The sequence below is a fragment of the Anaerobacillus sp. 63XJN7_5_ISO-PGPR-S23-430 genome (assembly GCF_056173695.1).
The window spans coordinates 3,317,379-3,343,440 of the sequence record NZ_CM149686.1; the positions used below are offsets into that span (position 1 = coordinate 3,317,379).

Genomic DNA, 26,062 nt, shown 5'->3' on the forward strand with positions numbered 1-26,062 from the left:
ATATAAAAACGCCCCAAGGGGCGTTTTTATATTTGCCATTCATCTAGCGTAAGAGCTGTGTACTCTGGTTGCTTTTCGACTGATAACAAGTGTTCTTTCGTTGTTACACCTGTATGAACAAGCAATGTATCCAAACCGGCATTGATGCCTGCAAGAATATCGGTGCGATAATTGTCCCCAACCATCAACGTCTCTTCTTTCGGTGTTCCAAGTTGAGCAAGAGCTTGTTCCATAATAATAGGTTCAGGCTTCCCAATAAAAATAGGGTCTACTTCCGTTGAAACAGTCACGACTGCCGTCAATGAACCATTACCGGGTAACAATCCTCGTTCAGTTGGAATCGCAATATCTCCGTTTGTCGATATAAAAGTAGCTCCGTTTCGAACGGCAATGCACGCCTTCGCAAATTTTTCGTATGTGATTGAACGGTCAATCCCAACGACAACATAGTCTGGATTGTCGTCTTGAATCATTAAACCTTCATCCGTTAAGGCATCGCGAATGCCTTCTTCTCCAATCACATAAACCGAAGCATCTTGCTTCTTATTAGAGATATAACTTGCTGTTGCCATGCTTGTTGTAAACACGTGATCTGGCGTACATGGTACACCAAACGCCTCAAGCTTACCAGAAACTTGTTCTTTCCGTTTTGATGAATTGTTCGTCACAAATAAATAGGGAATATTTGCTTCCTTTAAACGCTTCACGAACTCGACTGCTTCGTGAATTTTTTCAGTGCCCCGATACATCGTACCATCTAGATCAATTAAATAGCCTTTATAGTTTTTCATGTTCTTTTTATCCTCCTTCTACTTATCCAATCCATAAGAAAACCGCTTTCATTGATGAAAGCGGTTCATATATTCGGGTTTTGAATGAAAGATGTCAGCTGCTCGTTTCTTACTCTTTTCATCAAAAACACCTTACTTTCTTTACAATGTGTGTTTACCTTAACATCAATCTTCATTATCTGGAAGAAAAGCTGAAACAGCCCCTAATTCTTGATTTAAGTATGTTCTTATATCAGTAGGAAACTGCTCTAGTGCACTGAGGTTTTTCCGAAGATTTTGCTCCAACGCTTCATGATCAAGCATAACATATTGCTGCATTAGTGGTTTTCTCATGGCCACGACTTCTTTTAACATAATAGTATTTTCAGTTGAAATTACTTTTTCATCAGCTAGAATTTCAATAATATCTTCATAGCTCCCGGGATCTCGCATAATGAACCCATCAATGATGCTGTTCCCCACATCAATCATGCTCTCAATGACAACGTGATGAATTCGCTCTAATCCGAGAAAATGAAGTTCTGTTTGAAAAGAACTTTCCTTCATGAGAACAATCATTTTATCGAAATAAACCAGCTGTTCTTCTATATTCTTACGATCCACAAAATACATACTCATGCACCTGCCTCTAACACTTATGATTCAATCACCATTTTCTGAAACGGTATTAAATACTTCTCTTCATTTTATCATATCTTAAAATGCAACGGCTTACATTTTCTAATGAAAGCTTGTATGAGAACGCCTCATAAGATGGTATGATAGCGTTAACTAGAAAAGGAGGGTGCTATGATGGAAGATGAACGACTCATCTACGACGAACAGGAGGCCACTGAAGCCAGGTTCGTCTGCTTTATGGGAAGCAATCATCGGTTTGACCTTTGTATTGTAAAATCAGATCGCTTTTATGGAAAATCGTTAGTCCTCGATATTCAAGGAGGCAAATTTGCAATTATCGGCCACGATGATCTAAATGAGCCTGGAAATCTCGAGCATGCCTACTCTCTCAATGAAGAAGATGCTGAAGAACTTCGCAACTTCTTGAGAGAAGTCTTAAGTCACTAATATTTTATCAGACAATGAATACACTACCTCCTAAAGGTGGTGTTTATTCATGTTTGATGAAGAAGATTATCAAGACTTCGCTAACGTAGAGAAAGGGCGAAATTACGTCCTCCCTGAAGATACGCCAGAAGGTCCATACGGTTCACCGGTGAATAAAAAGCTCGGTAAAACCTCACCTTGGCGAGAAGGGCAGCGTTCCTATAGTGCATTTAATTACGAAAATAAAAATCTTCACCAACATTTACCTCGTCAGGACCCTGGCTCACATCCACCACACGATGATCCAGAAAAAGACTCCGAAAAACCATACAAAGCATAAGCCCATAGGGCTTATGCTTCTTGTTGTTGTTTCTTCGGTTTTTCCTTCTTCTGCTTCTTTAATACAAAATAAGGGCAGCCGAAGTTGCAGTATTCATATAAATAATCAAGCACCGTGCTGAATTTTGTATCGAAAGTTGCTTTTTGGTTACGGTCCTCAAAGAATCCTTTTAATCTAAGCTGACCATAGCCCCAATCCCCAACAATGTAATCATATTTATCCAAAATCTCACTATATCGAGCAAGAAAAGCTTCTTCGTTCCAACCTTCTCTTTCATCCTTCATCAACTCAAACGTATGTTGATTTACTTTTATCATTCTTTATCCCTCATTTCAAAATGGGCTCATTAGTCTTATGATACCTTTTTTATTCGGTTTGTCCAAGTAATACCAGTAAAAAAGGAACAGAGTTCGGTCATGATAACAGTATGGAGGTGAATGTTATTGAAAAAACAAATTCTGCTCATACTGCCACTCGTATTAGGACTTGGGGCATGCCAGGGAGAAAATGCGACAGATTCCTTTGACCACGCAGATTTAACACCTGTTAAAACGGATCCCGATGAATACGGTATGAACACCGCTAACTCTCAGGAAAAGTCCAAAAAGGGTGGCTTTGGATATGTGCGTCATACACGAAATACTAACAACATGAATTCTCAAAAACAACCCGAGAACATAGCCTACCTTGATCGTGATCGTATGTCGGATATGATCGGTTCAATGGCAATTGTTTTACCTTATGTCAATGATGTCGCAACACTAGTAACAGATGAAGAAGTTCTCATTGGCTATAAAACAACAACAAAAGATCGTGATGCCACTGCAGATCAAGTAAAGAAAACGGCTCTTTCTGTCATTCCAAGATATTATCATGTCTATGTTTCTGACGAAGAAGGAATGATTGCTGAGGTCGAGCGATATCAAAATGCCTCCACTGCAAATGGAGAACTCGAGAAGAGCATAGAAGAAACAATTGCCAAAATGAAGAAAGCGCCACAAGGGAAAAAGGTAAGTGATGGAGAGAACGAGAACGGTGAGATGAAGGGCGAAATGAATGAAGACTTAAATGATACAGATGGAAAAGAAATGATGTCGAAGTAAAAAAATCGGCCCGATAAAGGCCGATTTTTTATCTATATTATTACTTATCCATTACTTCGAAGCTTGCTTGGCTGCATTGACTTGCTCATCAGCATGATAAGACGAACGAACCATTGGACCAGATTCACAGTGTTTAAAGCCTTTTTCTAATGCAATATCTTTGAGCTCAAGAAACTCTTGAGGCGTCCAGTATTTTTCTACTTTTAAATGCTTTTTCGATGGTTGTAAATATTGCCCAAGTGTAACAATATCAACATCATGTGCACGAAGATCATCAAGTGTTTGAATGATTTCCTCTTTTGTTTCACCTAATCCTAGCATGATGCTGGATTTAGTCGGAATCTCAGGATTCATTTCTTTTGCACGCTGAAGAAACTCTAGTGTACGACGATATTTTGCGCGTGCTCTCACTCTTGGCGTTAGGCGCTCCACTGTTTCGATATTGTGATTCATAATATCCGGTTTCGCATCCATTAGTGTTTCAAGCGCTTCATATTGGCCACCCATGTCTGATGGAAGAACTTCGATCGAACAGAACGGATTTTTACGACGAATAGCACGTACGGTTTCAGCAAAAACAGCCGCGCCACCATCTTTTAAATCATCTCGCGCTACAGCGGTAATGACCACGTGTTTTAGTCCCATCTGTTCAACGGAATCCGCAACGCGTTCAGGCTCTGCCCAATCAAGCTCAGTTGGAAGACCAGTTTTTACTGCACAGAAACGGCATGCACGAGTACAAACATCACCAAGAATCATAAAGGTTGCCGTCTTACGAACAGCCCAACATTCATGAATATTCGGACAACGCGCTTCCTCACAGACCGTATGTAACTTTTTCTCGCGCATCATCTTTTTTAAGCCTTTATAATTTTCGTTTGTATTTAGTTTTATTTTCAACCACTCTGGTTTTCTTAAATATTCTTCTTTCTTACTCACTACACTCACCTCACCTATTACTTTTCTGTAATAAAGAATACCATAGGTAACTCATTCTTTTCTATAAAAAGTGTGAATCTATTGAGGATTAAGACTTTAGACCTTCCATTATTTAGTTCTAATGATTTACGCACGGAAAACCAAACTAAGTGTAATGACAAATTACGAAAGGAGAAGAAACACTTGAGAAAATATAGTTTTCTTATCCTTATTCTTTTCTTCCTCATCCCTATAAACGTTCGAGCTGCTGATATAGACGAAGATAAACTAAGAAGCGAACGGAAGATGTTATTTCATAAGATGGAAGCCGTCACACAGGTCCCCTGGTACATCTATGCTGCTATTGATCAATATGAACGAAGCATTAGGCGCTCACAAAAAGATATTCCTCGTGAAAAAGGTGCAATAGCTATCTATATTACGCCTGAGAAATGGTCTGGGAGTACGAATCCAAATAAAGAAGATCACGATCCTATCTCGATATCGTTCTTTAATGGAATTGGCCTCGATGGCAATGGAGATGGCAAAGCCGAGCGTACTAATGACGAAGATCTACTTTATACAATTGGGTCTTTCATACAACAATATGGAAGTTCTTTAGAAGATATTCAAATTGGTCTTTGGGATTATTATCATCGTGACCAGGCAGTAAGGACGATTACAAGTAATAGTGCTGTTTATCATACATTCAAAACGCTTAAACTCGATAAGCATGCTTTTCCCGTACCACTTCACGCAAACTATAGTTACCGAAGCACTTGGGGCGATCGACGTGGCTGGGGCGGACTTCGAATTCACGAAGGAACGGATATTTTCGCTTCTTATGGTGTTGGAGTGAAAGCGACAAGTTACGGAACTGTCGAAACGAAGGGGTGGAATGAATACGGTGGATGGCGGATCGGGATTCGGGATATCGATGGCAATTACCACTACTATGCTCACCTAAATGGGTTTGAAAAAGGCATTGAGAAAGGTCATGTTGTACAGCCAGGTGAAATCATTGGGTATGTTGGTAGCTCTGGATATGGACCAAAAGGAACGGCTGGAAAGTTCCCGCCACATCTTCACTATGGCATCTATAAAGACAACGGAAGAACAGAATGGTCGTATGATCCCTATCCTTCGTTGAGGCTCTGGGAACGACAGGAACGAATACGCAACAAAAAGTAAGCAAAAAAGAAGAACTAGCTCGCTAGTTCTTCTTTTTATGTTCTATTGTTTTTTCGATACTCTTACAGCATTCAAAATGCTAGCCGCAAGACCACCCCATATAATAACCATTCCAACTACCATCATGAAAATCGCGCTACCACCCATATTAGCTTACCTCCTTATACTTTTGCTGTTCAGCTTTCGCATCCCATTTCTTTAGGCTGAATAGAATTCCAACCAGAAGGGCGAATCCTGCGACAGCCCAGCCACTATAAAGAATAAAGCCGTTTGAGTAGCCTTCATAGTTCCCAGTCGGTGTATCAAACTGACGAAGAAGATTTGTCTTAAAGAGATCGAACATCATATAACCAAGTACGAGAGGAGTAATGACTCCAAGACAAGCTTTCCACCAGTACTTCAGTGAAATGTCTGAAATGCCGTTTGCATGTGACTCAAGCGTATTAAGCTCACGAAGTACCCATGCTACAACAACCACCTCCACTAGTCCTACAAAGGCAATTCCGAACTGGTTAATAAAGTAATCAGCTGCGTCAAGGAAGAACAATCCGCCTTGCGTTGCAAACAGAATCGAGATAATAGAGGAAATCCCTCCACCAATTAGAACAGCTTTCGTACGAGAAATTCCGAACTTCTCAGAAACACCTGCAACATATGTTTCGGAAATAGAAATCAGTGAAGACAAACCTGCAAGTACAAGTGAAGCAAAGAATAAGAATCCGAACAACCCGTTCAAAGCTGGAAACTCATTGATTATTTGCGGGAAGACAACGAAGGCTAGTCCTACGCCACCGCTCACTACTTCGCCAACGCTAAGCCCCTGCTGCTGAGCCATAAATCCAAGCGCTGAGAATACCCCGATACCTGCTAGAAGCTCAAACGCCGAGTTACCAAAACCAGTAATAAACGCGTTATTCGTAATATCTGATTTCTTAGGTAAGTAACTAGAATAAGTAATCATAATAGCAAAAGCAATGGATAAACTGAAGAAAATTTGTCCGTATGCAGCAACCCAAACACTTCCTGAAGTAATGCTGTCAAAATTCGGTGTAAAGAATGCATTTAGACCTTCAGCAGCACCAGGCAGTGTCACTGCTCGAATCACAATGATTAAGAAAAGAACAATTAATGTAGGAATGAAAATTTTATTAGCACGCTCAATTCCCTTTTTAACACCTGCAAGAAGTACGCCAAGTGTAATGATCCATACTGCAATTAATGGGAGAAATACGCCTGGTACGATACTACCTGTTTGTCCAGGATCAACCGTTAATTTCAGATAATCATTGAAGAGGAATGCTTCTGTATCAGAACCCCAACTTTGATTAAATGCAAAATAGCTATAAGAGATGGCCCACGCAATAATTACCGCGTAGTATGTGGAGATGACGAATGCAACGATAACGCCCCACCACCCAAGCCATTCCATCTTCTTATTCATTCGAAAGAACGAAAGTGGTGCGGATCCACGGAATTTATGACCCAATGTAAATTCAAGAATAAGAATTGGGATTCCGGCTGTTAATAATGCAAATAAATAAGGAATAAAAAATGCTCCACCACCGTTGTCATAGGCTACGGCCGGAAATCTCCAAATGTTCCCTAGACCTATTGCTGAACCAACTGCGGCTAATATAAAACCAGCCCTTGTCCCCCATTGCGCACGATTTTCCAAATAAATTACCCCCTTAGACAAATGTTAACCTTTTTCACCATAAGCCCCCTTCCAGAAAAAGGTTAAGACTTTTAAGTAAATTCAGATTATTTTGTTTATAGTATATCTAGTACGTATGTCCTTGTCAAAACAATCTTTTTACATTTTTCGTATGAATCGTTCAATTTTCTATATAAATCTCTCCTTTTTTGTGAAAATACATAAAAAAACAGGAGGAATATCCTCCTGTTTGATTAATGATTTGCCATTTCAACTGGTCTGTTGGCATATTTTCCTTTTAGCATGAAAATTAATAATCCGAATAGAATCGCTGTTGCCACAAGACCAAGAATGGAACTACCAGTAAAGCCAAGAACCAGATATCCTAGTAACGAAATACCTGCAACGAGCAATGCATAAGGCAACTGTGTCATCACATGATCGATATGGTGACTACCCGCGCCTGTTGAAGAAAGAATTGTTGTATCCGAAATTGGTGAGCAGTGATCTCCAAATACAGCTCCTGCAAGAACAGCGGCAAGTACAGGAAGCATGTAGGTAGGATCCGTAGCAGCAGCAATCTCTCCTGCGATCGGAATCATAATGCCAAATGTTCCCCACGAAGTTCCCGTTGCAAACGCCATAACACCTGCAAGTAGGAACAAAATAGCTGGTAAGAAGCCAATCACAATGTGGTCATTAACAAGTCCTGCAAGATACTTACCAGTCCCTAGTGAGCCGATAATTTCAATCAATGTCCATGCAAAGAAAAGAATGTATACGGCTGGAAGCATTGATTTAATGCCTTCCCAAATTCCTTTTCCAAGAACCGCTCCACCCATTCGTTTTGGAAAGAAGAAGAGGAGAGAAGTTATAAGTCCAATGATTCCACCATAAAGGAGAGAAGCAGCAACGTCTGTATTTTCAAAGACAGACAAAGCTGTCACGGCTGTATCCGTTCCGCTAACAGCCTGAATTCCTGTGATGACCATAAACGTCACAGTACCAGCAATTAGCATAATAATAGGCCATGCAAGATCAGCTACTTTCCCCTTCTCACTTTCAGGTAGTCCTGATGTTTGACCAGGTACGGCACCTTGATTCGGATCAAGCACTTCTCCTGTTTTCTGTGCACGGTCTTCATGTACTCTCATTGCCTTAAGATTAATGTCAAAATAACTAACAAAGAACACCATCGCAAGTGCAAAGAGAGCATACAAATTCATTGGAATCATTCTGATAAAAGCTTCTAACGCGCCAACACCTGTAATGCTATGCGTTGCTAATACACCACCAATTAACGCGATGATATAAGCGCCCCAGCTTGAAATAGGTGAAATAATACACATTGGTGCTGCAGTTGAATCAATGATATAGGCAAGCTTTGCCCTTGAAACATTGTGCCTGTCCGTAATCGGTCTACTTACGTTCCCAACTGCGAGCGAATTAAAGTAATCATCAATAAAAATAATAATACCAAATACCGCTGTGACAATCTGTGCGCCTACTCTTGTTTTCACGCGTTTCATGGCCCACTCGCCAAATGCGCGACTTCCACCTGATATCGAAATAAAGGCCGTCATCATCCCTAATAAAAGCAGGAAGAAAATAATGTACATGTTCCAAGTATTTAAACCACCGCTCTCGGAATCAATGAAGATCCCTTTTACGATTGTATAAATTTCTTCTAATGAATTAGGTACACTCCAATTGTTGATCATTAGCGCACCAAGAATAATGCCTACTCCTAAAGAAGGAAGCACTTTTCTAGTCACCACTACCATTAGCAAAGCTACGAGTGGTGGAATAATGGATAGAACTGAATTCTCCATGAATATCCTCCTAATATATGATTGGTCATCATAACCGGAATGGACGCCTATCCCTCAGCCTTCTCGTCGTGTTTGAACGCAAAAAAGCGAGCAATGATAGGATTGGTCCTATCATTGCTCGCTTCACCGAGTCAATGTTAAGTGTCCACCCCGATCAGTAGTTCTCCATTACAAGTTAGACTCATAATGACAGTTCGACACTTCTTCAATGTCGCCCCAACACAAATAATGTGACCGTTATTTATGCTTCGGCAGATCTCCCTTTCGATGCTGATCATTGGTGTCATTCTCCCAACACGTACTCATGAGGATCTGCTCCTCTACCTCATCGTATAAGATAAGGAACAATATTAAGTTCAGTTTTAAAGTATACCTTACTTTCGTTGTTTGTGCAATTGTAGATTATTCCAGAGATATTTCTATTAGAAGGGAACCATTTTTTTAGCTATCGACATTGAACATTGAAGCTGGTTAATGGCCTCCTTGTCTTAATCTGGCTTCGGCAAAACGATCGATGGATTTCCACCATTTCCATTATCACCATTATAATAATAAGGAACGTCTCCCTGAATAAATAAATCTCCAATTTTTACAGAGTTCGAAACTTCAGTATTCTTTGTAGAGAAAGGAATAATTACGTTCATCTCAACTTTAATATTGATATACACTTCAAGATACGTGTTGTTAATTCCCGTTTCTTTCACCTTTGTATCAATATTAGAGACCACATCTCCAATCATTTCAAACCGTACTGGAATCCTCGGCCCAAAATTTGAAAGAAGAACATTATTTGTAGCCATCCCTAAAGGTATGGAGTATACGATTCCTTGTTGATTTTCGGTACCTTCGTAATCGATATCTATATCATTCTTAAAGGTTTCCAGCTTATCTAAATCACCAGCTTCAACATAATCTAAGTAAGTTTGAACTCGTTCTGTGGCCTCTGAGATCAATCGATTATAAACTTGCGAGTTAAAGCTATAACTTGGTACTTTTTCGGAATCATTACCATGAACGATAATTAAATTCTCAACGTCAATACCGTCTGCGATCTTCTTTGAAATGGCATCATTTATTGCTTGCGCAGCAACTTGACGTGTTTTTGTTTCAGCAATACTGATTAAGCTTGGTTCAATTCCTTTATTAACAATCCATAATCCTTGAACAGTAGTAAAGATAAAAATAATAAAGGAGATGACAAAAACATATCGAAAGGGAAGCGGCCCCTTTCTAAAGAATTTTCTACGAGTTCGAAACAACATGAACCCTCCCTTCTCTTCTTCATGTATATGCCATGGAGATGAGAAGTATGGACAATTTCCTAGAAAGAGCCAATATCAAGCTATTAAATGTTTCATAATCGAAAAGAAAGCCGTAGCAAGTGCTACGGCTTTCTTCACATCATCTTAAGCATCGCGTCTCTACCCTTAGTTCCAAGTGTAATGCCTCGCGCTTCTGCTTCAAGCGTAACAGATTCGAGCGGTGCATCAAGCAGTTGTTCAATAGACCGTACACCAACAGCTCTTCCTGCGATAATCTTTCGGTCACTTAACTTTTCATTAAGTAAGGCTACATCGAGTGCGCCGCACATGATATACCCATTGTCATTCATGACCGCTAGAAAATTCGTTTTCGGAAGCTGCATACTGACCGCTGTAAAAGGATGACCGTCAATCATGATTGGTGACATAGTGATCACGTCATTCCCGCCTCCTGACCTGAATGAATATCACTATATCTATATGAGACAAAGAGCATGTTTGACAATCAAACACTGAAAGTTTTAATGTCTATTTTCTAAACGCCATGCAAGGAGATCTCGAAGCATTTCAGGTAAAAAGTATTTCTTTTTAGCATGCTTCATTTGAGGATAGAATTTCCCAAATGTGAACATATCAGCCGTGGCAACGGCATATTCTTCATCAGAAACAAGCTTATTTCCGTTGTGAAAAACATCTGTTACATGATAGAGGCCGTCGTCCATTTTGACAGAGGTAACCTCAAGCCCATCGAATGCCATGATCCCCATTACCTCTCCTCGGAAACCGAGACCTTTAAAACTTAAATTCACTATTTCATCTGACATAGAATAAGAAATGATTTCTCGTAACTCGCTTCCTTTTAGCACCACTTTGCAAGGATTAACAGGATGAGGGCAAATGCGATGAAGGTCTTCTCTTGATACATTTCCTTCTGGTAACCCATCAAGCAACATACCAGCGTTAATCATGCCAATATCCGCTCCACACCACTCTCTAAGAGCGGCAGCTAACTCATCAGCTAGAACCGAGCGTTGAAACCATTCAGATTCAAGAGGCTGTTCAAGACGACAGACGACCTCTTCAAGCATCTTATGTGCATCAATATTTAGTTGTTGAATCATCGCCTTCGCTTCCTCGTCTTCTTTACGATTCCGGACGGTTATCGCATATGCTTCCTTCTCAATCACTTTCTTTGTTTCCATATCAAAACAAATCGAAACTTCTCCAACGTAATTCCCGTTTTTACCAGACTGAGTAATAAGCGTATCCTCTACAAGCATGCCATGCTTCAGCACATGATGCGTATGGGCTCCAATAATAACATCAAGCCCATTCATTTCCCTTGCTAGCTGTTCATCATTACCTAAGCCCATATGTGACATCAATACGACAACATCTGATTGACTGCGTACTTCATCAATGAGGGACTGTAAGAAATGGAATGGAGAATCAATCTGCCATCCAAGTAGTGAGTAGAATTGTTCATAAGGGATGGTAACACCTATAATTCCTACTTTAATGCCATTTAACTCATGGATCTTGTAAGGTACAGCCCAGGAAGGCCTTGTACCATCTTGATGATAAAGGTTGGCGACAATCACCTCGAACTTAGCGTCTGAATAAAGCTCTTCTAGTTCTTTTTTTGAAAACGTAATACCCTCATTGTTACCGATAGTGGCATAATCATATTCCAGCTCATTTAGTAACTGAACGTTACCTTTCCCGACAGTTCCTTCTGTCATTGGATGCACCTTATCAGAGTGATCTCCTAAATCAAGAAGGAGATAAGGTGTCCCTTGAAGCTCATGCATTCGCTTCTTCTCTTTCAAATATGAAGAGACTTTTGACCAATTTGCGAAATGACTGTGAAGATCGTTTGTATAATAAAATTGTAATGTTCTAGAAGTCAAGACACTCTTCCTTTCTTATCCCATCGTTCCCTGCCAGATTAATCGGACACCTACAATAATTAACATCCATCGTAAAATAACAACCACTGATTTGTCCGAAAGTTTCTGATTAATAAATGAACCGCATTTTGCTCCAATCCATGCACCTGGAATGAGACCGATTAGTAAAAACCACTGAATGTTACCAAGTGCTAAATGCGTCAGGGTACCCGTTATACTTGAAAGAAAAATCATAAACATGGAGGTTGCAACAGCAACCGATGTTGGAAAACCAAATAGTAGAATCATGGCAGGAACCATAAGTGAGCCGCCACCAATTCCGAATAGACCTGAAATGACCCCAACGATAAATGAAACAATAACAGCTGCTACGGCAGAAAAGTTATAGTTCATCTCTGTCCCATTCGGATCCGTATACGTTCGTTCAAATTGACCATTTAGTTTCATAGGGCGTAAACGGTTCCTTACCATTAATAATATGGAAACAAGCACCATAAATACCCCAAAATAAATGGAAAAATAATCAACCTGAATAAATTTATTTAGCCACGCCCCTAGAATAGCCCCTGGTCCACTTCCTAGAAAAAAAAGCGCTCCGCTTTTATAATCAACGCTTTTCTTTTTCATGTAAGCAAGTGTAGAGGAAAGACCGATCACGACGAGGACAACGATCGAGCTACCTACAATTTTCTGAGGCGTTAAATCAGAAAGCCAGTTCGTATATTGATCGATAATGAGAAGAACAGGAACGATAATAATGCCTCCCCCAAGACCGACAAGGCTTCCAATCGTACCTGCTAATAGACCAATGATAAATAATAAGAACCACGTCACCATAGGTATACTCCTTATAAATCAAAGAGATCAAGTTGCTTCGGATTTAAATTCGTGTACTCAATATCAAGCATTTGAATCATTTCCTTAGCATTATTAGCAGCATGACCTCCTGAATTATTATTAAATAAAATAAATACATTTTTACATCGTCGTTCTAATTCTAATATTTGTTCCTTCCATTGTAAGAGTTCTTCTTGATTATAATCATATAAATACCGAACTTCCCTCCAGTTATGGCGATTACCTGGATTCGTCCATCCATTTGTATTTCGACCATGTAACCTGACAAGGACCTGATCCTGGTTTAGGGTTTCCATCACTAAAGGAACCGATCCCTCGCCAGCTTGTGGCTCATCGCAAATCGTATGGATAAAACCCTGTTCCTCTAGAAATGAGAGCGTCTTATCACGAAAAGCTTCATGATACCAGGACTGATGTCGAAATTCTACCGCACATGGAATATCTCCCATCCGCTGTTTACAGTCCCTCAAGATGTTAACATTATCTTTATTCACATCAAACCAGGGAGGAAATTGAAAAAGCACCATCGCAAGCTTTCCTGCATTTCGCAGGGGACGAACCGATTCCTTGAAAGCTTGAAACATTTCATCTCTTGTTTCAAAGGGAATATCCCCACGTTGATGGCCAGTCATACCCTGGTAAGCCTTAACGACAAACCGAAACCCTTCTGGTGTCTCATCTACCCATTTCTGAAAATTACGTTCTGGTTGCACAGCATAGAAGGACGAATCAACTTCAACAGTAGGAAAGTGCGAACCATATATCGAAAGTTTTTCATTGCTTTTTACACCTGGTGGGTAAAGATCATCATGGTCTCCCCACCCTGTTACGCCTATGTAAATCATGCAATTCTTCCTCTCATCTCGATTCTCTTTCTCTATTCTCATATCATTACCCGAAAATAGCAAGTGAAAATCCCTCATACTATTTTGAAATAACAATTAGGATTTAGCCCTTTACACTTTCACATATAAAAAACGAACCGGAAGATCCGGTTCGTTTAAAATGGAAGCTTAACCGATTGAACCTTCCATCTCAAATTTAATGAGACGGTTCATTTCAACCGCATATTCCATAGGAAGTTCTTTCGTAAATGGCTCGATGAAGCCCATTACGATCATTTCAGTTGCTTCTTCTTCAGATACGCCACGGCTCATCAGATAGAAGAGCTGCTCTTCAGAAACCTTCGATACTTTCGCTTCGTGTTCAAGTGAAATGTTATCGTTTAGGATTTCATTGTAAGGAATTGTATCAGAAGTAGACTCGTTATCCATGATAAGCGTATCACACTCAACGTTTGAGCGAGCACCTTCCGCTTTACGGCCAAAGTGAACGATACCACGATATGTTACTTTACCGCCTTGTTTTGAAATAGATTTCGAAACAATTGTCGAAGAAGTGTTAGGTGCTAAATGAATCATCTTAGCGCCAGCATCCTGGTGCTGTCCTTTACCAGCAAGAGCGATGGAAAGCGTCATACCACGAGCGCCTTCACCCTTTAAGATAACAGCTGGATACTTCATTGTAAGTTTGGAACCAATGTTACCATCGATCCATTCCATCGTAGCATTTTCTTCCGCAACTGCACGCTTCGTAACAAGGTTAAACACGTTGTTAGCCCAGTTCTGAATCGTCGTATAACGGCAGTATGCATCCTTCTTAACAATGATCTCAACTACAGCACTGTGTAGAGAGTTAGTTGTATAAACCGGTGCAGTACAACCTTCAACGTAATGTACAGAAGAACCTTCATCAGCGATGATAAGCGTACGCTCGAACTGACCCATGTTCTCAGAGTTAATTCGGAAGTATGCTTGTAGAGGCGTATCGACTTTCACACCTTTAGGAACGTAGATGAATGAACCACCTGACCATACAGCAGAGTTAAGAGCTGAGAACTTGTTATCCGTTGGAGGAATTGTTTTCGCAAAATACTCTTTAAAAAGATCTTCGTTCTCTTTAAGTGCAGTATCTGTATCTTTAAACACAATCCCCATGTTCTCAAGGTCTTCTTGCATGTTATGGTAAACTACTTCAGATTCGTACTGTGCAGAAACACCCGCAAGGTATTTTTGCTCAGCTTCAGGGATACCTAATTTATCAAATGTCGCTTTGATTTCTTCTGGTACTTCATCCCATGATCTTTCAGACTTCTCGGAAGGCTTTACGTAGTACGTAATTTCATCAAAATCTAGATCAGCAAGGTTTCCGCCCCATTGAGGCATTGGCATGCTGTAGAAATGTTCAAGCGATTTCAAGCGGAAGTCAAGCATCCACTGTGGTTCATCCTTCATGCGAGAAATTTCTTTTACAATTTCAGGAGTTAATCCACGCTCTGAACGGAAGATCGAAACGTCTTTATCACTAAAACCATATTGGTATTCGCCAACTTCAGGCATTTTTTTAGCCATTTTATTTCCCTCCTTGACATTACACATGTCAGTGTTTGGCTGATGTTCTCTTTCCATCATTCTAGTATGAAAAAGAAGCGGTGACAACACCTGGAAGCGGGTTAAGCTTCATCCTGTTCCTTGAAACCCTTCTCCATTGCCTTCCAGGAGAGTGTTGCACATTTAATACGAGCAGGAAACTTCGAAACGCCTTGAAGTGCTTCAATGTCGCCTAGATCGAAATCTTCTTCTTCATATTCTTTCCCCTGCATCATATCAGAGAAAATACCGGATAGCTTCAAGGCCTGATCAACTTCAAGTCCTTTAACTGACTGTGTCATCATCGACGCTGATGCCAGGCTTATAGAGCAACCTTCTCCAATAAACTTCGCATCCGAAATCTTCCCATCATCTACTTTCAGCTGAAGCTGAATTGTATCTCCACATGTAGGGTTATTCATGTTTATTTTAAGGGCGCCTTCTTCAAGCTCCCCTTTATTTCTTGGATTTTTATAATGATCCATAATGACCTGTCGATACAACTGGTCTAGATTATTAAAAGACATTACCGAAAAACTCCTTTGCTTTTCGTAATCCGGCTACAAACGTATCCACGTCTTCTTCAGTATTGTATAAATAGAAGCTAGCACGCGCAGTAGCCGATACCTCTAGCCACTTCATTAGTGGCTGAGCACAATGGTGTCCAGCGCGGACAGCGATGCCTTCTGTGTCAAGTACGGTTGCCACATCATGTGGGTGAACGTCATCACTATTAAAAGTGACAACCCCAGCACGTTTTTCAGGTCCGTAAATGGATACGCCTTCGATAGTTGATAACTGCTGCATAGCATATTTAGCAAGATGAGTTTCATGCTGTTGGATGTTGTCCATGCCAATTTCATTTAAGAAATCAATCGCAGCTCCAAGACCAACCGCACCTGCAATGATTGGTGTGCCCCCTTCAAATTTCCAAGGGAGCTCTTTCCATGTCGAATCATACAGACCAACAAAATCGATCATTTCTCCACCGAATTCAAATGGCTCCATGTTTTCAAGGAGCTTTTTCTTCCCGTAGAGGACGCCTATCCCAGTAGGTCCGCACATTTTATGTCCAGAAAATGCAAAGAAATCGCAGTCAAGATCCTGAACATCAATCTTCATATGAGGGGTGCTTTGAGCCCCATCAACAACCATAACAGCGCCATTTCGGTGCGCAATCGCGGCAATTTCTTTAATCGGGTTAATTGTCCCAAGCACATTCGAAACTTGCATAACAGAAACAATTTTTGTGTTTGCTGTTACCGTTTTCTCAACGTCTTCCAGCGCAATTGTTCCGTCTGGTTGAAGAGGAATATATTTTAGAGTGGCTCCAGTTGCTTTTACAACCTGTTGCCATGGAATAATGTTGCTGTGATGCTCCATCGGTGTGATGACAACTTCATCACCTTCTTGAAGATTTGCACGTCCATAGCTTGAAGCGACCATATTAAGGGCTGTGGTTGTTCCGCGAGTAAAGATCACTTCTTCTGTTGAAGAAGCATGAATAAATTCACGAACCTTTTCACGTGCGCCTTCATAGGCATCTGTCGCATGTGTTCCAAGCGTATGAACACCACGGTGAACGTTTGAGTTAATTTCCTTGTAGTAACGCTCTACTGCGTCAATTACTTGAGTAGGTTTCTGAGACGTTGCTGCACTATCAAGGTAAACAAGAGGTTTCCCATTTACCTCTTGATGTAAAATGGGAAACTGCTTGCGAATGTCCTGGACATTCATCATTTAATTAACTTTCCCTTCAGTTACCTCAACCGCACGTTTACGAACACCTTCGATCGGAAGTTCGTTAATAACTGGAGCGAGGAAACCGTGGATGATCAAACGTTCAGCCTCTTGACGGGAAATCCCGCGACTTTGCAAATAATAAAGCTGAATTGGATCAACTTTACCAACAGATGCAGCGTGGCCTGCCATAACATCATCTTCGTCAATAAGAAGGATCGGATTTGCATCCCCACGCGCTTTCTCATTCATCATTAGAACGCGCTGTGTTTGCTCACCGTTTGATTTCTTAGCACCGTGTTCAATCTTCGTAACACCGTTAAAGATGGCGCTAGCACTATCTTTTTGGACACCGTGCACAAGAAGAACACCCTCAGAGTTTTGACCGTGATGGAAAATCTGATTAGTGAAGTTCTGACTCTGGCTTCCACGACCGATTGTTACAGTCTTAGAATCAGCATAAGAACCATCACCAATAAGGTGCGTTGTATTTGTAGAAACCGTGTTGCCATCGTTCATTTGAGCAAGAGCCCAATCAACTTTACCGTCTCGTGCCACATTTGCACGGCGATTTACGTAAGTAGTGACACCTTTTGCAAGGTTATCAACAGAACCAAACGTAACGCGAGCATTCTGTCCTACATGAACTTCAGCAATAATGTTCGCAACGGATTCAACATCGTGACCATAAGATAAGAAGTTCTCAACATATGTCACAGAACTATTATCCTCTGCTACGATAATCACGTGGTTGAATATCCCAGCTTCAGGGTCTTCTTGCCAATTTAGTGCTTGGATTGGCACTTCAACTTCTACATTGCGAGGTACATACAAGAAAGTACCGCTATTAAGAAGTGCTGCATGAACGGCAGTTAAACGGTTCTCATCAACCTTCATAACGTCTTTCATGAAATACTTCTCAACTAGATCACCATGATTTTGAAGAGCTGTTTGAATATCTGTGAAAATCACACCTTGTTCTTTCAGCTCATTCGATAGCTGATTGAAAACAGGTGTAGAGTTACGGTGCACAAGAAGATTTCCTGACTGTTGATCTTTAGCAACAAGATCGCGCACATCTTCAGGAAGATCATCAAGTGATGAAATCGCTTCTCCAGCTACATCGTGTTTAAATGAAGTGAAATTCCACTTATCGATTTTTGTTTTATCAGGTCTTGGCATTGGAAGACTTTCTGACTTCTCTAAAGCCTTTAAACGAAGAGAGGCCATCCATTGCGGCTCCTGACGTTTTTCTGAATAAGATTTAATGTATTCTTGATCGAATGCAATTTTCGTATCCACTGACATTGTCATCCTCCTTACTGCTTACGCTTCTTGACCAACTGTTTCGTCTTTAATTCCAAGTTCTTCTTTAATCCACTCATAACCTTCTTCTTCAAGACGCTGTGCTAGTTCCGCACCGCCTGATTTCACAATGCGACCTTGCATCATAACGTGTACTTTATCAGGAGTAATGTAGTTCAATAGACGCTGATAGTGAGTAATGATCAAGCAACCGAAGCTCTCATTGCGCATAGCATTAACACCTTTAGAAACAACTTTAAGCGCATCGATATCTAGACCGGAGTCAATTTCATCCAGAACAGCGATTTTTGGTTCAAGCATCATAAGCTGAAGAATTTCGTTACGTTTCTTTTCACCACCAGAGAAACCTTCGTTAAGGTAACGCTGTGCAAATTCTTCACCCATATCAAGTTCAGCCATTTTACCGTCTAGCTTTTTGATGAATTTCATTAGAGAAATTTCATCGCCTTCTTCACGACGAGCATTAATTGCAGAACGAAGGAAATCAGCGTTTGTTACGCCACTTACTTCACTTGGATATTGCATTGCAAGGAAGAGTCCAGCTTTTGCACGCTCATCAACTTCCATTTCAAGTACATCTTCATTATCAAGGAAGACACTGCCTTCAGTGATTTCGTATTTCGGATGGCCCATAATTGCAGAAGCAAGGGTAGATTTCCCTGTACCGTTCGGCCCCATTACTGCGTGAATTTCTCCACCATTTATTTCAAGGTTCAATCCTTTGATAATCTCTTTTCCCTCAATGGAAACATGAAGATTCTCAATCTTTAGAGTTGATGCTGCCATTTGTGAATACCTCCAATAACGTTTATACTATTCCTTCCTTATTGTAGTACCTATAAGGTGTATGTCAAGGAATGTGTGCTGAGTCATTCTCAATCTATTTTCATTCTTATTTTATAACAAATCCAAACTAATATCAAGGAACGCAAGACTCATACTTTCTAGCGTTAGCCAAGGTATAGCTTGCTATTCAAATTGAGAATGAATCGTTTATATTTTCGTTGCATACCTTTCTAAGCCTACCATTTAATCACCAGAGCTACAACGAAATACACGTGATTATCTTCATACAAAAAAACCAGTCGTAAGACTGGTTTTTCGTATATCATAGTTATTTTGGATGCTGATTCATCTAGATAGTTTACGGTCGAATTCACTAACCATTTTGAGACTCCGACGGTGATCCAGCTCACGCTCTCGCTCGACTTGCATTCGCTTGTTGAAATTACGACTATACTCCGCATAGCCAACTCCGTGAGACTGGTACATCGCCTTTTCCATTTCAGGTGTGTGGTTTAACCGCATGGGGCTAATAATGAATCAATCCTTTCAATATCGTTTTACTTACAAAAATTACTTTACCACGTTACATTAGTAGCTACAAACAGCATTTTAAGGGCTGAGGGGGGTTCCGGAGTGGTGAAAGAAGTTCTGAATAGTTAAAAAACATCCATTCTTACTTTTCCTCCCATATCCACCCTATTTCAGTCCTTCGACACAATACACTATTTAAATAGTAGAAACACGAATTCATTAATGCTTCGGTTGGTTCAAATCTTTCATACATTCCTGTACGAGAGTAACGGCCTGGCTCATCGCTGCGCCACCACCAAATGCAGCTGTCACTCCTACCGTTTCAAGTATTTCTTGTTCAGAACATCCTTGATCAAGACAACCTTTCGTATGGTAGATAATGCAATATTCATCTTGTGAAAAAATAGATATACCGAGCGCAATCATTTGTTTCTCCTTTTGACTCACTTCCCCATCTTTAAAACACGCTTCAGTAAATGCCGAATACTTCTTAGCTAACTGCGGCATCTTCTCTGTAAACATTCCTAATCCTTCTTTATAATCATGTAGCGCCGCTTCTGCAAAGTTGTTAAATTCCTGTTCCTGTTTCAAGACACAGGCCTCCTTTATTCAATATCATCCGTACTAGTATGAGAATTGGGTAACAAAGCTATCCATCATTTTCTTTAAATTGTTTTTGGATGAGTGCGTTTACATGTGATGTATGTCACACTAATAAGTAAACGGATACGTTATGATGCTTATGAAGACAATATCTACTAGCAGAGGTGAAGATGATGTATGAAGGAAAAACAACGCGCGTAGCATTAATTGGCACTGGATTTGTAGGGACAAGCTATGCCTTCTCGTTATTGAATCAAGAACTAGTAAACGAACTTGTACTAATCGACGTAAATAAAGAAAAAGCCGAAGGGGAAGCAAGAGACTTAAATCACGGCCTTCCTTTTGGCGCTCCAATGAAAATTTGGGCTGGCGACTATCCCGATTGCAAAGGCGCAGATATTGTCGTGATCGCAGCGGGCGCAAATCAGGCACCAGGTGAAACACGCTTAGACCTTATTGATAAAAACACTGCGATCTTTAAAACAATCGTTTCAAGCGTTATGGAAAGTGGATTTGATGGTATTTTTATCGTTGCAACGAATCCTGTAGATGTGCTTACTTATGCGACTTGGAAGTTCTCAGGCTTGCCTAAAGAACGGGTTATCGGCTCAGGTACGATTCTCGATACGGCTCGATTCCGTTATTTACTGAGCGACTATTTTAATGTAGATTCTAGAAATGTACATGGCTATATTCTCGGGGAACATGGTGATACTGAACTTCCTGTCTGGAGTCATGCTACAATCGGTAGTCGACCAATCATGTCTCTTATTAAAGATAAACCAGAGGCTAAAGAAGATCTTGATGCGCTTTTCGTCAATGTTCGCGATGCGGCTTATCATATCATTAATCGTAAGGGAGCAACATACTACGGTATCGCAATGGGCCTCGTACGGTTAACAAGAGCAATTATTCGAAATGAAAACTCTATTCTTACCATCTCTACGTTACTTGAAGGCGAATATGGTTTAGATGATTTGTATATTGGCGTACCCGCGATTGTAAATAACAACGGCATTCGTGAAATTATTGAACTTGACCTTGATCAAACCGAGCTAGACCAATTGCACCATTCTGCAAAAACGTTAAAAGAAGCGATGAAGCCAGTTTTCCAACATTAAAATAATTAAAAAAAGGTCCTCCGTCGTTTTGGCGGAGAACCTTTTTTTCTTTCTTATTCGTCTACTGGTACAACAGCGCCATCGTATTCTTCTTCAATAAAACTCTGAATTTCATCAGAATGAAGAACTTCTACTAACGCCTTGATCGCTTCATTGTCTTCGTCACCTTTGTTTACTGTAATCACATTCACATATGGTGAGTCTGAATCTTCAAGTGCGATGGCATCTTCTTGAGGATTAAGTCCTGCATCAATCGCATAGTTTGTATTGATCATCACTGCATCACCTTCACCTTGCTGGTAAATCTGCGGAAGCAGTGAAGCCTCAACATCTGTTTTGAAATCAATATTCTTAGGGTTTTCAGCAATATCTTCAACCGTTGCATCTGAAGCCTTTACGCCTTCTTTTAATGTGATAAGACCCTGTGCTTCAAGTAATGAGAGCATACGTCCATGGTCAGAAACAGAGTTACTCATTATGATCTGAGCACCATCAGGAAGCTCATCTAAGCTCTTGTAATCCTGAGAGTAAACACCGATTGGCTCGATATGAATGCCTCCAGCATTCACGAAGTCATAATTATCGTTTTCTTCCATTTGCAAGTCCATATAAGGAATTGTTTGGAAATAGTTTGCATCTAATTCACCATTTGCAAGCGTCTTATTAGGTAGAATATAATCCTGGAATGTTTTAATTTCAAGCTCTATTCCTTTTTCCTCTAACATCGGCTTAGCTTCTTCAAGAATTTCAGCATGGGGGATGTTTGAGGCACCTACTACGATTTTCTTCGAATCTTCACCGTCACCAGAACCTTCGCTGCTTCCGCCATTATTCCCACACGCAGCAAGCACTGCAAGAGCAAGAACTACGATTAGCGATAAAAACTTTTTCATCATAATCTCTCCTTTTCTCCTCATTATCTTTTGTCTATTACTCGTGTTGCAATGTCTCCACAAACCTGAAGAATCGCAACAATTACTAATATCAATACTGTTGCAACAAGTGTCACATCAGGATTATTCCTTTGGAAACCTTCAAGATAAGCTAGGTTTCCGAGACCCCCTGCGCCTACAACACCAGCCATAGCGGTGTAGCTTACAAGAGCTATCGCCGTCACAGTAATCCCTGAAATAAGGGCTGGCATTGCTTCTGGTAGAAGCACTTTAAAAATAATCGAACCATTGGATGCTCCCATTGACTGAGAAGCTTCAATGACCCCTTTATCTACTTCACGTAAAGCAATTTCAACCATCCTCGCATAAAATGGCGCTGCTCCTGCAATAAGGGCTGGAAGGGCAGCATTAGCACCTAGCATCGTCCCTATAATGTAAACCGAAAGAGGGATCAGCAAGATAATCAAAATGATAAATGGTATGGAGCGAAATAAGTTCACGACTCCGGCAATAATACTATTCACAAATTTGTTTTCCCATATGTTCCCTCTACCTGTTAGAAACAACAATAAACCAAGGAGGATTCCGAGAATAAACGTTGCCAGAACCGAAATTGCCGTCATGTACGCTGTTTGTAGAGTGGCTTCCCACATAGATTCCCACCTGACGTTAGGAAATAACGATTCAGTCATTCGTAATCACCTCCGCTTTAACACCTTGGGCCTGCACATAATTCAAGGCCTTTTCTACCACAGCCGGTTCCCCTTTAAGGAACACAGAAAGTTTTCCATAAGGACCATCCTGTGTATGAGAAATCTTCCCTTGAATAATGTTGACTTCCACATCAAATTCACGAATCAACTCTGTCACAAGTGGTGAACCTGTTTTTCCTTTCACAAAGGTAAACTGAACAAGTTCTCCATCCTGACTCGTTGCCAGATGTGCAATCGATTCCTTCATTTCTTCAGGCTCGCTTAGCTGATTAACAAAGTCTTTCGTAATCTCTTCCTGCGGATGGTGGAAAACTTCAAGGACAGAACCATTCTCCACTACTCGTCCATTCTCCATAACGGCTACACGATGGCAAATTTTGCGTATGACGTGCATTTCATGCGTGATGAGGACAATCGTTAGGCCAAGTTTCTGATTAATTTCAGTCAGAAGTTCTAGAATGCTATCCGTCGTTTTAGGATCTAAAGCAGAAGTAGCTTCATCACAAAGCAAAACCTTTGGATTGTTAGCAAGTGCTCTCGCAATACCCACTCGCTGCTTTTGTCCACCACTTAGCTGTGAAGGATAAGCTCCTTCCCTACCTTCGAGTCCAACAAGGTTAATTAATTCATCAACACGCTTCATTCTCTTTTCTTTCGGAACACCTGATATTTCAAGAGGAAAGGCGATGTTATCACGTACCGTTCTTGACCAGAGAATATTAAAATGCTGGAAAATCATACCGATTTCCTGTCTTGCTGCACGAAGATCTTTCCCATTAAGAGAAGATAGATTATTACCAGCTACTGTGACTGTCCCATCAGTAGGTCTCTCAAGAAGGTTAAGCATTCGAATTAGCGTACTTTTCCCAGCACCACTGTAGCCAATAACACCAAATATTTCGCCTTTTTTGACTTCAAGGTTAACATCCTTAACGGCTTCCACCTTCCCGGATTTCGAAAAGAAGGTCTTATTAATGCCTTTAAGCTCAATCACATGTCTCACATCCTTTATGCATTTGCATGATCAGCTACCTGAAAAAGGACTTCAGTCCCATGCCTTTGTTCTTTATTTCTGTGCACTTAGAAGCCTAATTCGCTTATCACTTTGTATAGTAAAGTAAAAAAATGCCCTTCTGCTTTGAGCAGAAAGGCATTTGATAAATCGATGTCTTCCTCTCATTTCTCAAAGCAATCGCTTTGCAGGAATTGGCACCTTTTCAAACGAGTCGTTTGACGGTTGCCGGGCTTCATAGGGCCAGTCCCTCCACCTCTCTGAATAAGAGATATATAGTTGTTATTACTTTACTGTGGTTAAGTGCTAAATGAATTCTAGCATGGTACTTTATGAGTGTCAATTACTGAGCAAAAAGTCGGAATAATCTAAAATATATACTTTGAATCCCATTAGAAAACCATCAGCTTATTCGCCTGATGGTTTTCGCTCGTTGAGAAAGTTGTTTATAAAGGGAGATTTTCGCAAGATCCGCATTCCCTCCACTAACAACAACACCAATTCTCTTACCTTCTAAACGATTTGACTTGCATAAGACAGCAGCTATCGATGCAGCACCCGCACCTTCTACAAGCGTTTTGTGTCTCTCAAGCATAAAGACAATCGCTGCAGCAATTTCTTCTTCTGACACGGTTAGCATATCATCAACAAGCTCTTCAATAATTGGAAAAGTTAATTTTCCAGCTTCTTTCACAGAAATACCGTCTGCAATCGATTGGACAGATTGAAGGACAAGAGGACCAGTACCTTTAAATCGATTCCATGTCGCAGATGCTTCAGAAGCCTGGACTCCGATGATTTTCACGTGAGGAAAGAACGACTTAATCGCCATCGCCATTCCAGCTAACAATCCTCCACCTCCAACAGGCACGAGAATCGTATCTAAGTCAGGACATTGTTGCATCATTTCGAGTGCAACCGTTCCCTGTCCTGCCATTACTTCAGGATCATCGAAAGCATGAACGAATGTGGCCCCTTTCTCAACACGCTCACGATCCGCTCCACTAAACGCTTCGTTATACGATTCTCCTTCAAGAACAACCTCTGCTCCATAAGATCGCGTCGCATCAATTTTGCTTGTCGGTGTATGGACGGGCATATAAATCTTAGCTTTAATTCCACGCTCTCTAGCAGAAAGCGCCACTCCCTGAGCATGGTTTCCAGCCGATGCAGCAACAATCCCTCGCGCTGCCTCAATATCCGTTAGCGACGCAACTTTGTTATAGGCACCTCGAAGTTTGAAGGAACCCGTTCGTTGAAGGTTTTCCATCTTCATGAAGACATCTTTATTTGTATAATCATTAAGCGTTGTCGACTGCTGAAGCGGGGTCCTGTGGACGGCTTCCAGCAAATTCTCCATTGCTTTTACGACATGAACGTTATATTTCTCCTGGTAATTCCCAACGTCATTCACTCTCCTACAAGTTGTTTTTCTTCATATAATTTAATTTTATCTTCGAGAGATAAAGTTCGAGATACTTCATCCCATCCATTTAACAGCATTTCTTTCCAATAAGGATCGATCTCGAACGACGCATTTAGTCCTTCTCCATCAATTACTTGCTGTTTACTTAGCTCTACGCTAAGTTCGTATCCATCCTTTGCTTTTTGAAAAAGCTCCGAGATCGTTTCTTGATCAAGAGCGATAGGAAGTATACCGTTTTTTACACAGTTGTTATAAAAGATATCAGCAAAGCTTGTCGCAATGACAATTCGAAACCCATAATCTAGAAGGGCCCATGGAGCATGTTCTCTTGATGAACCACACCCAAAGTTTTTACCCGACACTAGAATAGAAGCATGCTGGTATTGTTGTTCGTTCAAATTAAAATCTTCACGCGGTTGACCATCATCATCAAACCGCCAATTGTAAAAAAGAAACTGACCAAAGCCTTGCCGTTCAATTCTCTTTAAAAACTGCTTCGGAATAATTTGATCTGTATCTACGTTAACCTGCTCAAGGGGATAAACGATCCCTTTGTATTTATTAATCGGTTCCAGGACG

Annotated in this window: 29 protein-coding genes and 2 riboswitches; of the genes, 5 read left to right on the plus strand and 24 right to left on the minus strand. The window is 40.6% G+C overall.

Annotated features, from left to right (window positions below):
- Positions 1 to 26: 26 nt before the first annotated feature.
- Positions 27 to 791 (minus strand): TIGR01457 family HAD-type hydrolase, encoded by a 765-nt coding sequence (locus AC0VYJ_RS17330; RefSeq protein ID WP_430241781.1) that lies wholly within the window; start codon positions 789 to 791, stop codon positions 27 to 29.
- Positions 792 to 956: 165 nt separating this feature from the next.
- Positions 957 to 1,403, minus strand: coding sequence for a DUF86 domain-containing protein (locus AC0VYJ_RS17335; RefSeq protein ID WP_475367511.1), 447 nt, complete (start codon positions 1,401 to 1,403; stop codon positions 957 to 959).
- Between the two features lie 180 nt (positions 1,404 to 1,583).
- Here AC0VYJ_RS17335 and AC0VYJ_RS17340 point away from each other — a divergent pair, with 180 nt between their 5' ends.
- Both AC0VYJ_RS17340 and AC0VYJ_RS17345 read left to right on the plus strand, forming a co-directional pair.
- Complete coding sequence (locus AC0VYJ_RS17340; protein ID WP_098444844.1) at positions 1,584 to 1,856, plus strand: DUF3055 domain-containing protein; 273 nt, start codon at positions 1,584 to 1,586, stop codon at positions 1,854 to 1,856.
- A 49-nt stretch (positions 1,857 to 1,905) separates the two neighbouring features.
- On the plus strand, positions 1,906 to 2,175 hold the full coding sequence (locus tag AC0VYJ_RS17345) for a hypothetical protein (RefSeq protein ID WP_226615082.1): 270 nt from the start codon (positions 1,906 to 1,908) through the stop codon (positions 2,173 to 2,175).
- Between the two features lie 11 nt (positions 2,176 to 2,186).
- On the opposite strand, the gene AC0VYJ_RS17350 is transcribed toward AC0VYJ_RS17345, so the two are convergent.
- Complete coding sequence (locus AC0VYJ_RS17350; protein ID WP_194218993.1) at positions 2,187 to 2,492, minus strand: YutD family protein; 306 nt, start codon at positions 2,490 to 2,492, stop codon at positions 2,187 to 2,189.
- 126 nt (positions 2,493 to 2,618) lie between these two features.
- Between AC0VYJ_RS17350 and AC0VYJ_RS17355 the strand changes: the two genes are divergently transcribed.
- Positions 2,619 to 3,278, plus strand: coding sequence for a YhcN/YlaJ family sporulation lipoprotein (locus tag AC0VYJ_RS17355; RefSeq protein ID WP_303535528.1), 660 nt, complete (start codon positions 2,619 to 2,621; stop codon positions 3,276 to 3,278).
- A gap of 51 nt (positions 3,279 to 3,329) precedes the next feature.
- Here AC0VYJ_RS17355 and lipA read toward each other — a convergent pair whose 3' ends face one another.
- Positions 3,330 to 4,217: a lipoyl synthase gene (gene lipA, locus AC0VYJ_RS17360; protein WP_194218991.1), complete on the minus strand. Its 888-nt coding sequence runs from the start codon at positions 4,215 to 4,217 to the stop codon at positions 3,330 to 3,332.
- 183 nt (positions 4,218 to 4,400) lie between these two features.
- On the opposite strand from lipA, the gene AC0VYJ_RS17365 reads away from it, so the two are divergent.
- The gene (locus AC0VYJ_RS17365; RefSeq protein ID WP_475365730.1) at positions 4,401 to 5,387 is read left to right on the plus strand and encodes a M23 family metallopeptidase; all 987 of its coding nucleotides are present in this window, start codon (positions 4,401 to 4,403) and stop codon (positions 5,385 to 5,387) included.
- A 42-nt stretch (positions 5,388 to 5,429) separates the two neighbouring features.
- On the opposite strand, the gene AC0VYJ_RS17370 is transcribed toward AC0VYJ_RS17365, so the two are convergent.
- The 15 genes from AC0VYJ_RS17370 to AC0VYJ_RS17440 form a co-directional block, all read right to left on the minus strand.
- The gene (locus AC0VYJ_RS17370) at positions 5,430 to 5,534 is read right to left on the minus strand and encodes a methionine/alanine import family NSS transporter small subunit (RefSeq protein ID WP_194218990.1); all 105 of its coding nucleotides are present in this window, start codon (positions 5,532 to 5,534) and stop codon (positions 5,430 to 5,432) included.
- A gap of 1 nt (position 5,535) precedes the next feature.
- The gene (locus tag AC0VYJ_RS17375; RefSeq protein ID WP_194218989.1) at positions 5,536 to 7,062 is read right to left on the minus strand and encodes a sodium-dependent transporter; all 1,527 of its coding nucleotides are present in this window, start codon (positions 7,060 to 7,062) and stop codon (positions 5,536 to 5,538) included.
- 233 nt (positions 7,063 to 7,295) lie between these two features.
- Positions 7,296 to 8,873, minus strand: a complete 1,578-nt coding sequence (locus AC0VYJ_RS17380; protein ID WP_475365731.1) for a Na+/H+ antiporter NhaC family protein — start codon at positions 8,871 to 8,873, stop codon at positions 7,296 to 7,298.
- A gap of 150 nt (positions 8,874 to 9,023) precedes the next feature.
- A riboswitch (Lysine riboswitch) is annotated at positions 9,024 to 9,204 on the minus strand.
- A gap of 157 nt (positions 9,205 to 9,361) precedes the next feature.
- Positions 9,362 to 10,132, minus strand: a complete 771-nt coding sequence (gene yunB, locus AC0VYJ_RS17385; RefSeq protein WP_194218987.1) for a sporulation protein YunB — start codon at positions 10,130 to 10,132, stop codon at positions 9,362 to 9,364.
- A gap of 137 nt (positions 10,133 to 10,269) precedes the next feature.
- Positions 10,270 to 10,563, minus strand: a complete 294-nt coding sequence (locus tag AC0VYJ_RS17390) for a YunC family protein (RefSeq protein WP_475367512.1) — start codon at positions 10,561 to 10,563, stop codon at positions 10,270 to 10,272.
- A gap of 93 nt (positions 10,564 to 10,656) precedes the next feature.
- Positions 10,657 to 12,045 carry a bifunctional metallophosphatase/5'-nucleotidase gene (locus tag AC0VYJ_RS17395; protein WP_430246988.1) on the minus strand — a complete coding sequence of 463 codons (1,389 nt, stop codon included), beginning with the start codon at positions 12,043 to 12,045 and terminating at the stop codon, positions 10,657 to 10,659.
- Positions 12,046 to 12,060: 15 nt separating this feature from the next.
- Positions 12,061 to 12,882, minus strand: coding sequence for a sulfite exporter TauE/SafE family protein (locus AC0VYJ_RS17400; RefSeq protein WP_430246987.1), 822 nt, complete (start codon positions 12,880 to 12,882; stop codon positions 12,061 to 12,063).
- 11 nt (positions 12,883 to 12,893) lie between these two features.
- Complete coding sequence (locus tag AC0VYJ_RS17405; protein ID WP_475365732.1) at positions 12,894 to 13,748, minus strand: DUF72 domain-containing protein; 855 nt, start codon at positions 13,746 to 13,748, stop codon at positions 12,894 to 12,896.
- 168 nt (positions 13,749 to 13,916) lie between these two features.
- Positions 13,917 to 15,314 (minus strand): Fe-S cluster assembly protein SufB, encoded by a 1,398-nt coding sequence (sufB, locus tag AC0VYJ_RS17410; RefSeq protein ID WP_194218983.1) that lies wholly within the window; start codon positions 15,312 to 15,314, stop codon positions 13,917 to 13,919.
- A gap of 101 nt (positions 15,315 to 15,415) precedes the next feature.
- Entirely contained in the window at positions 15,416 to 15,859 is a 444-nt protein-coding gene (gene sufU / locus AC0VYJ_RS17415) for a Fe-S cluster assembly sulfur transfer protein SufU (protein ID WP_430246986.1), read from the minus strand.
- Positions 15,849 to 17,069 carry a cysteine desulfurase gene (locus AC0VYJ_RS17420; RefSeq protein ID WP_430246989.1) on the minus strand — a complete coding sequence of 407 codons (1,221 nt, stop codon included), beginning with the start codon at positions 17,067 to 17,069 and terminating at the stop codon, positions 15,849 to 15,851. Before AC0VYJ_RS17420 ends, sufU begins: the two co-directional genes overlap by 11 nt.
- 3 nt (positions 17,070 to 17,072) lie before the next feature.
- Positions 17,073 to 18,380: a Fe-S cluster assembly protein SufD gene (gene sufD / locus AC0VYJ_RS17425; RefSeq protein WP_430246985.1), complete on the minus strand. Its 1,308-nt coding sequence runs from the start codon at positions 18,378 to 18,380 to the stop codon at positions 17,073 to 17,075.
- Between the two features lie 18 nt (positions 18,381 to 18,398).
- Entirely contained in the window at positions 18,399 to 19,184 is a 786-nt protein-coding gene (sufC, locus tag AC0VYJ_RS17430) for a Fe-S cluster assembly ATPase SufC (protein WP_430246984.1), read from the minus strand.
- Positions 19,185 to 19,529: 345 nt separating this feature from the next.
- Positions 19,530 to 19,706, minus strand: a complete 177-nt coding sequence (locus AC0VYJ_RS17435) for a YuzK family famiily protein (RefSeq protein ID WP_475365733.1) — start codon at positions 19,704 to 19,706, stop codon at positions 19,530 to 19,532.
- Positions 19,707 to 19,934: 228 nt separating this feature from the next.
- Entirely contained in the window at positions 19,935 to 20,237 is a 303-nt protein-coding gene (locus tag AC0VYJ_RS17440) for a carboxymuconolactone decarboxylase family protein (protein ID WP_194219604.1), read from the minus strand.
- Between the two features lie 251 nt (positions 20,238 to 20,488).
- On the opposite strand from AC0VYJ_RS17440, the gene AC0VYJ_RS17445 reads away from it, so the two are divergent.
- Positions 20,489 to 21,439 (plus strand): L-lactate dehydrogenase, encoded by a 951-nt coding sequence (locus tag AC0VYJ_RS17445; protein ID WP_430246983.1) that lies wholly within the window; start codon positions 20,489 to 20,491, stop codon positions 21,437 to 21,439.
- Positions 21,440 to 21,492: 53 nt separating this feature from the next.
- On the opposite strand, the gene AC0VYJ_RS17450 is transcribed toward AC0VYJ_RS17445, so the two are convergent.
- The 5 genes from AC0VYJ_RS17450 to leuD form a co-directional block, all read right to left on the minus strand.
- A complete protein-coding gene (locus AC0VYJ_RS17450; protein WP_430246982.1) occupies positions 21,493 to 22,332 on the minus strand; it encodes a MetQ/NlpA family ABC transporter substrate-binding protein in 840 nt (279 codons plus the stop codon).
- A gap of 23 nt (positions 22,333 to 22,355) precedes the next feature.
- On the minus strand, positions 22,356 to 23,024 hold the full coding sequence (locus tag AC0VYJ_RS17455) for a methionine ABC transporter permease (protein WP_430246981.1): 669 nt from the start codon (positions 23,022 to 23,024) through the stop codon (positions 22,356 to 22,358).
- Positions 23,017 to 24,039: a methionine ABC transporter ATP-binding protein gene (locus AC0VYJ_RS17460; protein WP_475365734.1), complete on the minus strand. Its 1,023-nt coding sequence runs from the start codon at positions 24,037 to 24,039 to the stop codon at positions 23,017 to 23,019. Before AC0VYJ_RS17460 ends, AC0VYJ_RS17455 begins: the two co-directional genes overlap by 8 nt.
- A 179-nt stretch (positions 24,040 to 24,218) precedes the next feature.
- Positions 24,219 to 24,328: riboswitch (SAM riboswitch) on the minus strand.
- Between the two features lie 132 nt (positions 24,329 to 24,460).
- Complete coding sequence (gene ilvA / locus AC0VYJ_RS17465; protein WP_475365735.1) at positions 24,461 to 25,471, minus strand: threonine ammonia-lyase; 1,011 nt, start codon at positions 25,469 to 25,471, stop codon at positions 24,461 to 24,463.
- Positions 25,468 to 26,058: a 3-isopropylmalate dehydratase small subunit gene (gene leuD / locus AC0VYJ_RS17470; RefSeq protein ID WP_475367513.1), complete on the minus strand. Its 591-nt coding sequence runs from the start codon at positions 26,056 to 26,058 to the stop codon at positions 25,468 to 25,470. Before leuD ends, ilvA begins: the two co-directional genes overlap by 4 nt.
- Positions 26,059 to 26,062: the final 4 nt, after the last annotated feature.

Coding starts and splice junctions, on each gene's coding strand:
- AC0VYJ_RS17330 (WP_430241781.1), bottom strand. CDS start 791: ATGAAAAACTATAAAGGCTATTTAATTGATCTAGATGGTACGATGTAT.
- AC0VYJ_RS17335 (WP_475367511.1), bottom strand. CDS start 1,403: ATGTATTTTGTGGATCGTAAGAATATAGAAGAACAGCTGGTTTATTTC.
- AC0VYJ_RS17340 (WP_098444844.1), top strand. CDS start 1,584: ATGGAAGATGAACGACTCATCTACGACGAACAGGAGGCCACTGAAGCC.
- AC0VYJ_RS17345 (WP_226615082.1), top strand. CDS start 1,906: ATGTTTGATGAAGAAGATTATCAAGACTTCGCTAACGTAGAGAAAGGG.
- AC0VYJ_RS17350 (WP_194218993.1), bottom strand. CDS start 2,492: ATGATAAAAGTAAATCAACATACGTTTGAGTTGATGAAGGATGAAAGA.
- AC0VYJ_RS17370 (WP_194218990.1), bottom strand. CDS start 5,534: ATGGGTGGTAGCGCGATTTTCATGATGGTAGTTGGAATGGTTATTATA.
- AC0VYJ_RS17380 (WP_475365731.1), bottom strand. CDS start 8,873: ATGGAGAATTCAGTTCTATCCATTATTCCACCACTCGTAGCTTTGCTA.
- AC0VYJ_RS17390 (WP_475367512.1), bottom strand. CDS start 10,563: ATGTCACCAATCATGATTGACGGTCATCCTTTTACAGCGGTCAGTATG.
- AC0VYJ_RS17400 (WP_430246987.1), bottom strand. CDS start 12,882: ATGGTGACGTGGTTCTTATTATTTATCATTGGTCTATTAGCAGGTACG.
- AC0VYJ_RS17405 (WP_475365732.1), bottom strand. CDS start 13,748: ATGATTTACATAGGCGTAACAGGGTGGGGAGACCATGATGATCTTTAC.
- sufB (WP_194218983.1), bottom strand. CDS start 15,314: ATGGCTAAAAAAATGCCTGAAGTTGGCGAATACCAATATGGTTTTAGT.
- sufU (WP_430246986.1), bottom strand. CDS start 15,859: ATGTCTTTTAATAATCTAGACCAGTTGTATCGACAGGTCATTATGGAT.
- AC0VYJ_RS17420 (WP_430246989.1), bottom strand. CDS start 17,069: ATGAATGTCCAGGACATTCGCAAGCAGTTTCCCATTTTACATCAAGAG.
- sufD (WP_430246985.1), bottom strand. CDS start 18,380: ATGTCAGTGGATACGAAAATTGCATTCGATCAAGAATACATTAAATCT.
- sufC (WP_430246984.1), bottom strand. CDS start 19,184: ATGGCAGCATCAACTCTAAAGATTGAGAATCTTCATGTTTCCATTGAG.
- AC0VYJ_RS17435 (WP_475365733.1), bottom strand. CDS start 19,706: ATGCGGTTAAACCACACACCTGAAATGGAAAAGGCGATGTACCAGTCT.
- AC0VYJ_RS17440 (WP_194219604.1), bottom strand. CDS start 20,237: ATGTTTACAGAGAAGATGCCGCAGTTAGCTAAGAAGTATTCGGCATTT.
- AC0VYJ_RS17445 (WP_430246983.1), top strand. CDS start 20,489: ATGATGTATGAAGGAAAAACAACGCGCGTAGCATTAATTGGCACTGGA.
- AC0VYJ_RS17450 (WP_430246982.1), bottom strand. CDS start 22,332: ATGAAAAAGTTTTTATCGCTAATCGTAGTTCTTGCTCTTGCAGTGCTT.
- AC0VYJ_RS17455 (WP_430246981.1), bottom strand. CDS start 23,024: ATGACTGAATCGTTATTTCCTAACGTCAGGTGGGAATCTATGTGGGAA.